The following is a 13,507-nucleotide window of genomic DNA, read 5'->3' on the forward strand; positions in this document are numbered from 1 at the left end:
CCGTGGCCATACGGGCCGACCGCGGCGTCCAACCTGAAATGCCTATGCCGAAGACACCATCTCTTGAAGACCTTCTGGGGCGGCGAAAGTGGTTGGCGCGACCAGCAACTCGACGACGGCACCGTCATCTGGACCGCACCCGACGGCCGAAGACACACCACCACCCCGGGTAGCCGACTGCTCTTCCCCGAACTGTCCGAGCCCACCCAACCCGTTGAGGTGGGCCAGGCGCCGCCTGCGCACACCGCCGGGCTGACCATGCCGCGGCGCAAGACCACCCGCGCCCAGGACCGCGCCAGACGCATCGCGCAGTCGGGCCCAGGACCCTAGAGCGCGGCGGCGTGCTCGCCGGCGCGGCGGCCGAAGAACGACCCCTCGCCGAGTTGGGTGCCGCTGCAGTACCCCTTGCCATCCTGGGCAATGTTGGAGGCGCAGGCACCTGCGGCATACAGACCGGTGACGACGCTTCCGTCCTCGCGGAGCACCTCGCCGTCGAGCGACGTGGCCAGACCACCGACGGTGAACCCGGCGTACATCGCCTTGCCGAGCGACAGGTCGAAGGCACCCCATGGCCCGGTGTCCTGGGCGGCAAGGAATTCCGGCTGTTTGTGAAAGTCGGGATCCTCGCCCTTGGCCGCGAACTCGTTGTAGCGGTTCAACGTTCGCACCAGGTTGCCCTCCGGAATGCCGAGGGCCGCCTCCATCTCCCCGACGGTCTCCCACCCGTCGATCAGCGGAATCAATGGCACTTCTGGTCGTTCCAGGTGGCTTTCGTCGACGATGAGGAAGGCCGCACTGTCGGGTTGGTCCATCACGAAGGCCGACGTCCGCGAGTGATAGGAATCCTCGGTGACGAACCGCTCGCCGTCCTTGTTCACGATGATCCCGGTGAGCAGGATCTCCGGCGGGTACGGCGGTGCGGTGATGAAGATCTGGTCCATGTGCTTGGTCGCGCCGCCCACCGATTCGCCGAGGCGGATGCCGAGGCCGTCGTCGTAGGTGCTGCCGAGGACGAAGGGCTTCTCCGCGAGCTTTGGCGTGAACGTGGCCACCATCTCGGGGTTCATCACGAACCCGCCCGCCGCGATGACGACGCCCTTCGCGCGGATCGCCCCAGTGTCCTCGAAGTGCTTCCAGGACAGTCCGACGACGGCGCCGTCGTCGACGACCAACGCGGTGGCACCGGTCTCGTAACGGACGTCAACCCCGAGTTCGGCGGCGCGCTTGACCAGAAGGTCGACCACCATCGCCGCCCCGCCCAGTTCACCGGGCATGGGCACGGAGTGTCCGCGCGGTGCGGGTGTCGCCTGCTCGAAGAAGGGCCACACCTTTTCGTTGCCGGTGTAGGACAACCCCTCCGTGCCGGGCGGCACGACGACCTTGCCCGGGTAGTAGCTTCGCTCGAACTGGAACCCCAGCTGCTCGAGCCAGTCGAAGTGCTCGACGCTGCCGTCGCAGTAGGCGCGGATCTTGTCCAGCTCTGGCTCGCGGGCCGTCGCGACGAGGTAGTCGTACATGGCGTCGGCCGTGTCGTCGTGGCCGGTCGCCTTCTGGACCGCGGTGCCGCCGCCAAGGTAGAAGTGACCGCCTGCCATCGACGTGGTTCCGCCCGCCGCCGCCGCGCGCTCCAGCAGCACGACCCGCGCACCGGCCGCGGCCGCGCTGACCGCTGCGCAGCCACCGGCAATGCCGAACCCGACGACGACGACGTCGACCTCGTCGGACCAGTCCGCGACGTCTGCTGCGGCGACGGAGTCTGGAATCTGCATGCTCACACTTGCTCCTGTTTTACGTAGTCGAAGAAGGCTCGAATCTCGGACGGAATGTGCGTGACCTCGAGGTAGGGAACCCCCGCCTGCGCGGCGGACAGATACGCGAAGCGCATCCCGCCGGGCATGACGCCGCGGCACACCACCGACGCACCGTCCCGTTCGGCGTCGCCGAGCATCTCGTCGAAGCGCTCGGGGCTGGCGGCCTCGATCGCGACGTGATGCAGCCCTGGCCCCGAACCGTCGAGGAACTCGGAGTAGATGCTCTCGCCCCTGACGGGCTCGATCAGTTCGAGTTGGGTGTCGCCGGCGTAGGACAGTGACACGTGGGCGACGAAGTCGGCGGGCTGCCCGCGGTACGAGCAGGTGTCGGGGCCGAAGTGGACGTCGGGCATGCGGACCCACTTCTTGGCGCCAAGCAGGTTCGTCAGCGCCACCTCGGTGGCGCCGAGGTCGCGCGTCACCCAGGCAATCTGGACAGGTGTCTGGTCAGGCATCGCATTGAGGATATCTCCGGCGACGACCGCTGGCTAGAACGTGTTCTAGTTCAGCGTGGCGGCGGCGATGAGCAGCCGAATCTGCCCGTCGAACACGTCAGCGGGATCCGACAACGTGTCCGCGCCGTACTGACCGAAGGCCTCCAGGCTGATCGCCCCGACGAGCGCGGCCCACAGCAGGAAGCCCTTCATCAACGGGCCGTCGCCGCCGGGAAAGGCGAACTCCTGGCGGACGTTGGCGAAGTCGGCCGACGTCGACTGCGACGGCGCAGGGCCGGAATCCGGAACGTCACCCGCGGCGACGCCGTCGGCCACCACGGCCAAGAGCGCGCCGACGACGCGGGTACCAGGACCGACGGTGACCTCGGCGGGGGCGTGATAGCCCGGCACCGGGCTGCCGTAGATCAGCGCCCAGCTCGCCGGCCGGTCAATTGCCCAGGCCCGGGCGGCGCGCGCCATGTGCAGCAATCGGTCCTGCCACGATCCCTCGACCGCCGCGGCGGCCCGGGCGACGGTGTCGGCCAGGTCGGTGTATGCGTCGACGATCAGGAGGGTCAGTAGGTCGTCGCGGCTCGCCACGTAGCGGTACACCGCCGAGGACACCATGCCGAGGTCGCGGGCGACGGCCCGTAGTGACAGTCCGGCCGCCCCCTCGGTGACCAGATGCCTCCTGCCGACCTCGACGATCTCGCGTTCGATCCGGTCACGGGTTTCCTGACGCTTGCCCATGGATCGAGTCTCGCACAATTCGAGAGCAATGCTCTTGATTTCACCCGATCGATGTGCCACGCTTTAACGAGAGCATTGCTCTCTTTTCACTACTTTGAGGAGCTGGACATGACCACCCGATACGACGAACCCGACCTCGTGGCACGCGCCACCAACGCCGTCTTCCGCTGGCTGGCCGAAGCAGGAATCAGCATCGCCGGCACCCGAGCCCTACGCGTCCGCGGCCGTAAGACGGGCCAGCTCCGAGGGGTGGTCGTCAACCTGATGACCGTCGACGGTCGTGACTTCGTGGTGTCGCCGCGCGGCAACACCCAGTGGGTTCGCAACGCCAGGGCCGCGGGCGAAGTGGAGATGGGGCCCCGGTGGCGAGGCAAGACGGTCCGGATCAGCGAGGTAGCCGACGACGCCAAGCTCGAGTTGCTGAAGCGCTACCTCGACCGCTGGTACTGGGAGGTCAAGGGACACGTCGGTGGCCTGACCCCGCAGTCGACCGACGAGCAGATACGCGCCGTCGCGCCGTCCATCCCGATCGTCGAGCTGCTGTGACGGCTGCGCGTCAGGTGCCGTCGCGCAGCATCGTCGCGATCGTGGCGGCCGTGGCGGCACCGAGCTCGCCGGAGATCTGAATCGACTGCCCGTCGACCGGTTGACTGATGGCGGGTGCGGCGAGCACGACACCGTTGCGGACGAACGCCAACTGCTTGCCGATGTTGGCGCCGGTGTACTGCGCGAAGGCGGTGCTGGACGCCGGATCCATCGACATCTGCACGGTGTGGAACTCGCTGGTCGGCAACTTCGTCTCGGTGGCCCCAGTCAGGTTGAGCGCCAACGCAACCGGGCCCAGCTGGTACACGGCGGCACGGTCGACGTCACACACCACGATCGGGGCCTCCGACGGCGTAGGCGGCGGAACCGGCGGGCAGTCCTCGGGATTGGCCACCAACGGTGGCGCCAGGACGGGCCGCACCGCCAGCGGAATGCCGATCACCGCGGGAGTCGGCGCCGTCGGCACCGTCGTGGTGCGCTGGGCGGCCCGCCCCTGGTCCTTGGTCAGGAAGGCCATCGCGACGCCGACGACGATCGTGCTGACCATCGCCAGGATGCCGACCGTCGCCAACAAAGCGACCGCGATCCGACGAGCCGTCCACGGCTCCCCCGAGGAGAACCACGAAAACCAGGAATAGAGCCGGTACCGCATCAGTGGCTACGCCGGCGGCGGGACGGGCACGGTGTCGGCCGCGGGACTGAAGACGCCTTCGCGAATCTGTCGGTCCGTGACGTCCCACGACACCGCCGCGGGGTACTGACCCCACGTGCTGTTGAACATCCCGACGATGACGGCACGCCCGTCGTCGGCGAGCACGTAGACGGGGCCACCCGAATCACCCCTCTGACTGACGACGCCGTTGGCCATCGTGAACCACCCGTTGTTGACGGCCTCCACCGTGCCACAGCTCTCCCCGGTCACCACCCCGAAATGGCAGACGGGCTGTCCTTTCCGAGGTACCACCGCGGGGTCGAACGCCAACGTCCTACCGCCGGGCAGGATGTCGTTGACCTGGACGTCGGGCGCCAGCGCGATGGCCTCCCAGTCCGAGATCATGTGGTCGGTGGCGACGACGGCACCGTTGGGGGTGTCGTCGCGAAAGGTCGTCTGGCGGCCAAAGACGTTCCCGTCCTTGTCGGTGACGGCACCGGTTCCCCGGCAATGGCCCGCGGTGTATGCGGTTCGCGTCGCGACGTCCACGAATCCCAGCGTGCACCGGTTGGTGTCCTGCCGAATCTCCATCCCCGGGTACACCAGAACGCCCGGCGCGGCACCGGCCGGCCCGGCGGGCGAGAGCAGGGATGTCGCGACGGCGGCTGCCACTACGGCCGCGCGCACACACCTTCGGCGCAACGTCGTCTCCGCTCGGTAGGGGTCGGTGAACGGTTAGCGTACCGACGCCCCCGCCGGCCCGCACCGATTAGGAGTCGAAGCCAAGACCAAGGGCGTCGAGCGTGCGCAACAGGACGTTGCGGTGACCGGCCGAATGGTCGGCCCGGTCCAGCGACCATCGCGTCGCCTGGATGCCGACGCTCGCAAGCGGTTCCGGCGGAAAGGGCAGCGGCTTTTGGCGCACCATCTGTAGCTCCGTCCGCGGCGTCGGCGTCCCGCCCAGCAGGTCGAGGCAGACGTCGGCGGCGAACCGGGCAGCGCCGACGCCGAGTCCGGTGAACCCGTTGACGTAGGCGACCCGGTCGTCGCGGGCCAGGCCCCAGTGCGCGCAGAACCGGGTGTTGGTGTCGATGGCGCCTGCCCACCGGTGACTGAAGCGGACGTCCTCCAGCTGCGGGAAGGTGATGAAGAAGTGGGCGGCGAGCCTGCGGTACGTCTCCTGCCGGTCTTCGTACTTCGCGTCGACCCTGCGACCGAAGTGGTAGACGGCGTCGTAGCCGCCGAACACGATCCGGTTGTCCTTGGTCATGCGGTAGTAGTGGAACTGGTTGGCCGAGTCGCCGATGCCCTGGCGGTTCTGCCAGCCGATGCTCTGCACCTGGGCGTCGGTCAACGGTTCGGTCGACAGCACGTAGTCGTAGACCGGAACCGTGTGAAACCTGTTGCGCCGCAGCAGGTGCGGGAAGACGTTGGTGGCCAGCACGACCTGCTTGGCCGTGATGACGGCGCCGTTGGCGGCCACCTGAATCGACGCGGTGCCAGAGCTCAACGACGTCGCGTTGGTGTGCTCGTAGATGGTGACGCCGGCCTCGGTGCACGCGCGGGCCAATTCGAGAGCGAGCTTGGCGGGGTGCACTATTGCGCACGTGTCTGCCTCTAGCAGCCCAGCGAGGAACGTCGGCGAATGGACCTCCGCGCGCACCGCATCGCCGTCGAGGAACTCACCGTCCCCCTCGGCCGCGGCCTCCTGGAGCCACGCCACCTGGTGCGGTTCGGTCGCGACCGCGAGCATGCCGCTGCGTTGCCATTCGACGTCGAGGCCGAGTCGTTCGATCTCGGCCTGCATGCCGTCGAGGTTCTCCACCCCCATGGCCTCGATTCGGTCGATCTCGTTGGGCCAGCGCGTCTTTCCGTTCTCGTGACCGTGGGTGAGGCTGGCCTCGACGAAGCCGCCGTTGCGACCGGAGGCCGCCCACCCGACGCGGTGGGCGTCGATCACCACGATGCGTCGGTCGGGATCACGTTGGGCGGCATGCAGTGCCGTCCACAGTCCGACGTATCCGCCTCCGACGACCAGGAGGTCACACGCCGTCGACTGCGACAGGGTCGGGTGCTCGGGCCGCTCGAGGTCCAACCACATCGACCCGAACGCACTGCCGGCAAGAGACCGCTCGACGAGCGCGGGGTCCACATATCCATCGAAGACGGTTTCCACGCGTCGATCCTACTGACGGGCGCTCGGCGCGTTACGGCATCAGGGCCGTCGGCCTACCGGAAGCTCAGCACGTCGTTCCCCCACGCCGCACGCAGTGGCCGGTCGGGATCCTCGACCACCACGTCGCTCTTGTCGAGCAACAGGGTGGCCCGATCGTCGTCGCGGTAGGGCCGCCAGCGCGGCTCCCCCGCCAAGCCGGTCGGCTCACCGGTGGCCGCGAAGTTCACCCACCGGGTGCGGATGCGCTCCGACAGCGCGGTGCCCGCCTTGAGCCCGCCCAGCTTGAACGTCGGATCCTTGCTTCCGGCCACGAGATTTCCCCACACATACGGCAGTTCGGTGGCGTGCGCGGCGCCGAGGCGCAGCAGCTTCAGCATCGGCGTCGCCCAGTCGAAGCGGTAGGTGAACACCGGCGCGACGGCGGCGTGGCCCTCGGCGAACCAGATCGTCGGCATCCGGAAGCCGATGTCGCGGGCGACGCCCATGCCGGGGGTCTTTCCCCGCCCCGGATACGCCGACATCAGATCCGCTTCGCTTGGCAGTTGCAGGCTGGGCTGCTCGGAGGCGATCCCGTCGAACATCGACTTGATGGCCGTCGGAGTGATCGGCATCAACGGCGACTTCATGAAGCGAAACAGCGCCGCCTCGTGCTTGTTGGTGCCGATGATCAACGGCACCGGGTGCGTGCCGCCGGCGCGCGCCACCGCAACGGGATAGTCGGGCACCAGCTCGCCGTCGACGATCGGCGCGTAGGCCAACGTGCCAGGGGTCCGCACCGGTACCTCGTCGAACAGTCGCTTCGAGGCGAGCAACAGTTCGCTCATCGGGACGTCGGGCAGGCGATCCACGTCGTCCGCGCCGATGCCGAGCGTGTCCAGGAACTGCTGCGCGATTCCTCGGGATCTACTGGAGTCGTAGACCGAGGTGACCGGGGAGCTCTGGGCGATGGCACTGGAGAACAGCCCCTTGGCGGCCGGGGTGGCCAGCAGCGTCGTCACGATGCCGCCGCCTGCGGACTCGCCGAACAGCGTCACGCGCGCGGGATCGCCGCCGAAGGACCTGATGTTGTCGCGTACCCACTCCAGCGCGAACAGCACGTCCCGCAGGCCGAGATTGCTCTCGAATCGCGTGCGCTCGGTGCTGAACGACGACAGGTCGAGGAAACCGAAAGCCCCGAGCCGGTAGTTGACGGTGACGATCACCGCGCCGCCGGCAGCCAGGGCCCGCCCGCGGTAGAGCGACTGCGCAGCGGATCCGAGGACGTACGCACCGCCGTGCACCCAGACCATCACGGGCTTGCCGGCACCGGCGTCGGTGTCGGAGCTCGCCCACACGTTGAGCGTCAGGGAGTCGTCCCCCTGCGGTGCGCCGAGGTCGAGCGGTATCCGCGGGTCGGTGGGCTGATGGCAGGCCGGCCCGACCCTTGACGCGTCCGCGGGTTCGGTCCAGTTTTGCGGGGCCTGCGGTGACCGCCACCGCAGGTCGCCGACGGGCGGCGCCGCGTAGCGAACGCCCCTCCAAGACTTGACCGTCCCGTCGTCGATCCCGCGGACGGGACCGTACGCCGTGTCGACGATCGGAGCGCGTGCCGATTGGGTCATGAAGGCGACGATAGCGCGCCAGGCTACGTTGACCCTGTGCGCAAGTGGGTGCTGCTTGGCGCGGCCATCGTGACCGAGGTCGCCGCGACGCTGGCGCTGCGGGCGGCGCACGACCACGTCGCCTGGCTGGTGGCCGTCGTCGCGGGATACGCATGCGCGTTCACGCTGTTGACCCTCGTCCTGCGAGAGGGCGTCCCCGTGGGCGTGACCTACGGCATCTGGGGCGCGACGGGAACGGCGTTGACCGCGGTGCTGGCCTCGGTGATCTTTCGCGACCCCTTCACCTGGCCGATTGCGCTGGGCATCGGCCTGATCATCGCCGGGGTGCTGTTCATCGAGTTCGGTTCGCGGCCAGGGGCTTCCACGCCGTGACGATGTGGTTGGTGCTGGCGGCGGCGATCGGCGTCGAGGTGTTCGCGACGCTCGGCTTGCGCGCGTCGGACGGTTTTCGCAAGCGGGCGTGGATCGTTCCCGTCGCCGCGGGCTACCTGGCGTCGTTCTACCTGCTGTGGCTGACGCTGGGACTCGGCATGCCCGTCGGCATCGCCTACGGCGTGTGGACGGCGTGCGGAGTGGCCCTCGTCGCGGTGCTCGCGCGCTACCTCTTCGGTGACCCGCTGACGGTCAAGATGCTGATCGGAATCGCCCTGATCATCGGCGGCGTCCTCACGATCGAACTGGCCGGCGTCGTCCACTGAGCACACCCGCCGCGGCGGCGATGGCCAACCCGACGACCGGCACCACCAGCAGCCCGCCCCTCAGGCTCGTCGCGTCGGCGATCATCCCGACGATCGGCGGCGCTCCGACCGAGCCGAGGCGCATCAGCCACGCCAACGCCGTCAGGCCGGTGCCAGCCCTCAACCCGGGCAATCCGTCGGCGGCGTGCATGGCGGCCGGGATGGCGGTCGCGGCGCCAAGCCCCGCGACGGCGAAGCCGGCGATGGTGCCGGGGACGCTCGGGAAGGCCAGCGCCAATCCCATGCCTACCGCGACCAGCAATCCGCCGCCGCGAGCGACCGCGCGTTCCCCGAAGCGGTCGACGACGCGGTCGCCGACCACCCGTCCGATGAACTGGAAGCCCAGCAACGCGACGTACCCGAGCGCGGCGACCGCCCCCGTCGCCCCAAGCCCGCTGCCCAGGTACAGCGCCGCCCACGAGCTGCCGGCGTCCTCGATGACGGCGCCGGCCATCGCGATGACGACCAAGACGGCCAGGGCGCCGTACACCCGCCAGCCGGGGCGTCCAACGGTTCCGGTGTCGGCGGCCGAGTCGACGGCCTCGTCGCGTCCCTTGAGCAGGAACGGGTAGGCGGCCAGCGCGACGCCGATGAACACCGCGGCGCTCACCCCGAGGTGAACGCCGATCGGGACGTGTAGGGCGATCGCACCGGCGGCCATGGCCGCACCGAGCATCGCACCGACCGACCACACCGCGTGCAGCGAGTTGATGATCGACCGTCCGTAGGCGCGCTGCACCCGCAGCCCGTGCGTGTTCTGTGCGACGTCGGTGACGGCGTCACACGCGCCACCGCCAAACAGCAACGCCGCCAACAGAACCGGGGTGGTCGACAGTCCGGCCGCGCACACCAGCACGGCGATCCCGATGGTGCACAGCAGCGCGGTGCGCGCCGATGTGAGCCTGCGGATCACCGCCCCCGCCGCGACGCCGGCGACCAACGCGCCGATCGGGAAGGCGGCGACCACGATGCCGTAATTGGTGTTCGACAGGGCGAGCTCGGTCTTGAGTTCGGGGAACCGCGGCACCAGGTTGGCGAAGATGGCGCCGTTGGTGAGGAACATCGCCGACACCGCGATGCGGGCCCGGCTGGTGCGGCGCTCGACGTCAGCTGTCACCACCGCCCAGACGATACGGGTACGCGGGGATGCCGCTGAACCGGCAAGATCGTCGCCATGACTGAACTGGCCGGCTCACTGGTCGAACTCGCCCGCCGCTACGGCGTGGCGGCCACCTACGACGATTGGACGGGCGGCCACCAGGTGGTCTCGGAGTCGACGCTGGTCTCGGTGCTGACCGCTCTGGGTGTCGCGGCGGGCACCGAGGACGAGCGTCAGACGGCACTGCGTGCCATCGACGAGGATCACTGGCGACGCGTCCTGCCGCCGACGGTCGTGACCCGGACGGGGCGGGCGACGTCGTTCTGGGTGCACGTCACCCACGGTGGCGACGTCGGCGGCTGGATCCGGCTCGAGGACGGCACCGTCCGCACGGGCCTTCGCCAGCTGGTGAACGACACGCCGCCCCGCGAGCTCGACGGGCGGTTGATTGGCGAGGCCAGCTTCGAGCTGCCTGCCGACTTGCCCATCGGCTACCACCGGCTGCACGTCACCGCGGGCGGGGTCGACGCCGATGCCGCGCTGATCGTCGCCCCCGACGCGGCGGCGTTGCCCACCTCGCTCGGCGGTGGGCGGACCTGGGGTGTGGCCACCCAGCTCTACAGCGTTCGGTCGGAGCGGTCGTGGGGCATCGGCGACCTGACCGACCTGACCGATCTCGCCGTGTGGTCAGCCTCGCGATACGGGGCGGGCTTCGTCCTGGTCAACCCGCTACACGCGGCCGCGCCGACCCCGCCGATGGAGCCGTCGCCGTATCTTCCGACGTCGCGCCGCTTCGTCAACCCGATCTATCTGCGGGTCGAGGCGATCCAGGAGTTCGCCTACGTCGGGGCACGCGGCGAGCTGCGCAAGGCGCGGTCAGTCGCGCAGGCCCGGGCCAAGAAGTCCACCCTGATCGACCGCGACTCGGTGTGGAAGATCAAGCGGGCGGCGCTGCGGGCGGTCTACCGGGTCAAGCGATCCGCCGGCCGCGACCTGGCGTACGCCGCCTACCGGGCGCGCGAGGGGCGCAACCTCGACGACTTCGCCATCTGGTGCGCGCTGGCCGAGAAGTACGGCAGCGACTGGCATTTCTGGCCCGAGGAGCTGCGCCATCCCAGCAGCGCCGCGGTCGCCGCCTTCGCGGCCAAGCGGGCGGACGCCGTCGACTTCCACCGCTGGTTGCAGTGGCAGCTCGACGACCAGCTCACGGCCGCGCAGGCGACCGTCGTCCAGGCCGGCATGGCGCTTGGCGTGATGCACGATCTGGCCGTCGGGGTGGACCCCAACGGGGCCGACGCGTGGGCCCTGCAGGACACCCTCGCCCTCGGCGTCAGCGTCGGTGCGCCGCCCGACGAGTACAACCAGCTCGGGCAGGACTGGTCGCAGCCGCCGTGGCGGCCCGACCGCCTGGTCGAGCAGGGGTACGAGCCGTTCCGCGCGCTCGTCAACGCCTTGCTTCGGCACGCGGGCGGCATTCGCATCGACCACATCATCGGACTGTTCCGGCTGTGGTGGATTCCGAAGGGTGCCGATCCGAGAGAGGGCACCTACGTGCGCTACGACCACGAGGCGTTGATCGGCATCGTGGCGCTCGAGGCGTATCGGTCGGGCGCCGTCGTCGTCGGCGAGGATCTGGGCACCGTCGAACCGTGGGTCAGGGACTACCTCGCCGAGCGGGGTCTGCTCGGTACCTCGATCCTGTGGTTCGAGCTGGACCGTGCCGGTGAAGGCGGCCCAGCCGGCGGTCCGCTGCCGCCGCGCAAGTGGCGGGAGTACAGCCTGTCGTCGGTGACCACGCACGATCTGCCGCCGACGGCGGGCTATCTGGCGGGTGAGCACGTTCGCATCCGTCAGGAATTGGGTCTGCTGACCCGCCCGGCCGCCGACGAGCTGGCCGACGACGAGGCCGAGCAGGCGGCGTGGCTCGCCGTGCTGCGGGAGATGGGGCTGCTTGGCGACGATCCGAGCGTCCAGGAGATCGTCAGCGCTTTGTACGCCTATCTGGGGCGGACGCCGTCGCGCCTGCTTGCGCTGGCCCTTCCTGATGCGGTGGGTGACGTGCGGGCCCAGAATCAACCGGGAACCACAGACGAATATCCGAACTGGCGCGTCAAGCTGGCCGGGCCCGACGGCAAGGAGCTCCTGCTCGAGGACGTGTTCGCCAGCCCCCGGGCGGCGGGTCTGGCCGAGGTCATGCGCGCGCAAGTAACACCGGCACGCGAGTGACCGAAGTTTCTCAAGAGGCTGAACTGCGATATGTTCGCAGCCGCACCGAGACATACGGAGGGCACGTGAAGAAGATCATTGGGCTGGGGGCCGTCGGGCTCTTCGTTCCGGCCGCCATTGCTTCCACGGCCATTGCGTCCGTGGCCCTGCTCGGTCCTGCCGTCGCCACCGCGGCCCCGGCCACCTCGAGCTCGGCCAACGTCGTCGGCGAGCCGTACTACAAGGCCGTCGGGATTCTCAAGAGTCAAGGGTTGCGCGCGACGTTCGGCGGCTCGTTCGGCAGTGACCTGCCGCAGTCACAGTGCATCGTCAGCCAGCAGAAGGCCCTGAAGAGCAAGATGATCTTGATGCTGGACTGCACCACGGCGGCGGCGAAGGACGCAGCGGGTGCGGCTCCTGCAGCACCTGCCGCCCCCGCTCCCGGCACCTCGGGCAGTGGTCAGGGCACCTACGGCGGCCCCATCGGGGTTCCCGTCCCCGTCGGCTGACGGCCCAAGAACCCGGTACCCGCGGTCCCACCTAGGGGTTCGAACCGCGTAGACTCACCTTCCGTCACCTGACGACGAAGGGGCTGCGATGTTGCGACCACGGCGTTTCCACACGGTCATCGATCCCGGGCCAGTGCAGATCCAGGCACGGCAAGTGCACTTCGACATCCACGACGTTCCTCTGCACTGGATTCCCGACCACCCCGTGGCGTCGAACATGATCAGCCTGCTCAACGTGATCTTGCCGGCCGCGGAACGCTGGTTCGTCGCGGCCTACAACGAGGCGCTGCCGCTGGTCAAGGATCCCAAGCTGGCCGAGGACATGCGCGGATTCATCGGCCAGGAGGCCACCCACGCCGACGTGCACGACAAGGTGCTGCACGAGTACATGGTCGGCCACGGGGTCGACGTCAAGCCGATCCTCGACCAGATCGAGTTCGTGTTCGAGAAGGTGTTGGCCCCGGACCCCTCGATCACCGATCCCAAGCGCAAGCTGAACCACCTGTGCGACCGACTGTGGTTGATCGCCGCGATCGAGCACTACACCGCGGTGCTCGGCGACTTCTCGCTGAACTGCTCCTGGGACGACCACGGTGCCGACCCGACGATCGTGGACCTGTTCCGCTGGCACGGCAGCGAAGAGGTCGAGCACCGCATGGTGGCCCACGACGTCGCACACTACTTTCACGACAGCTACCTCGACCGCATCCGCGCCATGTCGATCGCCGTCATTCTGATGGCGACGTTCTTCCAGCGCGGCGCCTGGTATCTGTCGAAGAACGACCCGACCGTCGAGTTGGGCTGGTTCGAGATGCAACGCCTCCGGATGCGCGACTCGAAGTTGGGCCTGCTGCCCAAGTACCGGAAGTTGTTCGGGTCCAACACCTTCATGTACTTCCGGCCGGGCTTCTCGCCGGACGACATGGGGTCGACGGCGCAGGCCGTTGCGTACCTCGCCACCTCCCCCGCGGCCCGGGCCGCCCACCT

15 protein-coding genes are annotated in these 13,507 nt (G+C 68.9%); 7 read left to right on the forward strand and 8 right to left on the reverse strand.

Annotated features, from left to right (window positions below; all coding sequences use genetic code 11):
* The coding region (locus B1790_RS33565; protein WP_233165443.1) for an HNH endonuclease signature motif containing protein at positions 1–330 on the forward strand (330 nt) is incomplete at its 5' end.
* On the opposite strand, the gene B1790_RS33570 is transcribed toward B1790_RS33565, so the two are convergent.
* From B1790_RS33570 to B1790_RS33580, 3 genes are read right to left on the reverse strand one after another with little or no spacing between them, the layout of a single operon-like run.
* A complete protein-coding gene (locus tag B1790_RS33570; protein WP_079927590.1) occupies positions 327–1,775 on the reverse strand; it encodes an FAD-binding protein in 1,449 nt (482 codons plus the stop codon). The two genes, B1790_RS33565 and B1790_RS33570, sit on opposite strands and share 4 nt — an antisense overlap.
* Positions 1,772–2,266 carry a VOC family protein gene (locus B1790_RS33575; RefSeq protein WP_079927591.1) on the reverse strand — a complete coding sequence of 165 codons (495 nt, stop codon included), beginning with the start codon at positions 2,264–2,266 and terminating at the stop codon, positions 1,772–1,774. The genes B1790_RS33570 and B1790_RS33575 overlap by 4 nt, the downstream gene beginning before the upstream one ends.
* A 45-nt stretch (positions 2,267–2,311) precedes the next feature.
* On the reverse strand, positions 2,312–2,995 hold the full coding sequence (locus tag B1790_RS33580; protein ID WP_079927592.1) for a TetR/AcrR family transcriptional regulator: 684 nt from the start codon (positions 2,993–2,995) through the stop codon (positions 2,312–2,314).
* Positions 2,996–3,103: 108 nt separating this feature from the next.
* Between B1790_RS33580 and B1790_RS33585 the strand changes: the two genes are divergently transcribed.
* Positions 3,104–3,541 (forward strand): nitroreductase/quinone reductase family protein, encoded by a 438-nt coding sequence (locus tag B1790_RS33585; RefSeq protein ID WP_079927593.1) that lies wholly within the window; start codon positions 3,104–3,106, stop codon positions 3,539–3,541.
* A 10-nt stretch (positions 3,542–3,551) separates the two neighbouring features.
* On the opposite strand, the gene B1790_RS33590 is transcribed toward B1790_RS33585, so the two are convergent.
* From B1790_RS33590 to B1790_RS33605, 4 genes are all read right to left on the reverse strand, one after another.
* A complete protein-coding gene (locus tag B1790_RS33590) occupies positions 3,552–4,193 on the reverse strand; it encodes a hypothetical protein (protein WP_079927594.1) in 642 nt (213 codons plus the stop codon).
* Positions 4,194–4,199: 6 nt separating this feature from the next.
* Positions 4,200–4,895 carry a hypothetical protein gene (locus B1790_RS33595; protein ID WP_079927595.1) on the reverse strand — a complete coding sequence of 232 codons (696 nt, stop codon included), beginning with the start codon at positions 4,893–4,895 and terminating at the stop codon, positions 4,200–4,202.
* Positions 4,896–4,962: 67 nt separating this feature from the next.
* Entirely contained in the window at positions 4,963–6,369 is a 1,407-nt protein-coding gene (locus B1790_RS33600) for an FAD-binding oxidoreductase (RefSeq protein ID WP_079927596.1), read from the reverse strand.
* Positions 6,370–6,422: 53 nt separating this feature from the next.
* Complete coding sequence (locus tag B1790_RS33605; RefSeq protein ID WP_079927597.1) at positions 6,423–7,970, reverse strand: carboxylesterase/lipase family protein; 1,548 nt, start codon at positions 7,968–7,970, stop codon at positions 6,423–6,425.
* Between the two features lie 36 nt (positions 7,971–8,006).
* Between B1790_RS33605 and B1790_RS33610 the strand changes: the two genes are divergently transcribed.
* A complete protein-coding gene (locus B1790_RS33610; protein WP_079927598.1) occupies positions 8,007–8,342 on the forward strand; it encodes a multidrug efflux SMR transporter in 336 nt (111 codons plus the stop codon).
* A 2-nt stretch (positions 8,343–8,344) separates the two neighbouring features.
* Positions 8,345–8,668: a multidrug efflux SMR transporter gene (locus B1790_RS33615; RefSeq protein WP_079927602.1), complete on the forward strand. Its 324-nt coding sequence runs from the start codon at positions 8,345–8,347 to the stop codon at positions 8,666–8,668.
* On the opposite strand, the gene B1790_RS33620 is transcribed toward B1790_RS33615, so the two are convergent.
* Positions 8,637–9,770 carry an MFS transporter gene (locus B1790_RS33620; protein WP_142271677.1) on the reverse strand — a complete coding sequence of 378 codons (1,134 nt, stop codon included), beginning with the start codon at positions 9,768–9,770 and terminating at the stop codon, positions 8,637–8,639. The genes B1790_RS33615 and B1790_RS33620 overlap by 32 nt on opposite strands.
* A 111-nt stretch (positions 9,771–9,881) precedes the next feature.
* On the opposite strand from B1790_RS33620, the gene malQ reads away from it, so the two are divergent.
* The 3 genes from malQ to B1790_RS33635 all read left to right on the forward strand — a co-directional run.
* Positions 9,882–12,032: a 4-alpha-glucanotransferase gene (malQ, locus tag B1790_RS33625; RefSeq protein WP_079927599.1), complete on the forward strand. Its 2,151-nt coding sequence runs from the start codon at positions 9,882–9,884 to the stop codon at positions 12,030–12,032.
* A gap of 65 nt (positions 12,033–12,097) precedes the next feature.
* Positions 12,098–12,520: a hypothetical protein gene (locus B1790_RS33630; RefSeq protein WP_079927600.1), complete on the forward strand. Its 423-nt coding sequence runs from the start codon at positions 12,098–12,100 to the stop codon at positions 12,518–12,520.
* 88 nt (positions 12,521–12,608) lie between these two features.
* A partial coding sequence (locus tag B1790_RS33635) for a metal-dependent hydrolase (RefSeq protein WP_079927601.1) occupies positions 12,609–13,507 on the forward strand: 899 nt, incomplete at its 3' end.

This window comes from Mycobacterium sp. AT1 (genome assembly GCF_002043095.1).
Taxonomy (GTDB): Bacteria; Actinomycetota; Actinomycetes; order Mycobacteriales; family Mycobacteriaceae; genus Mycobacterium.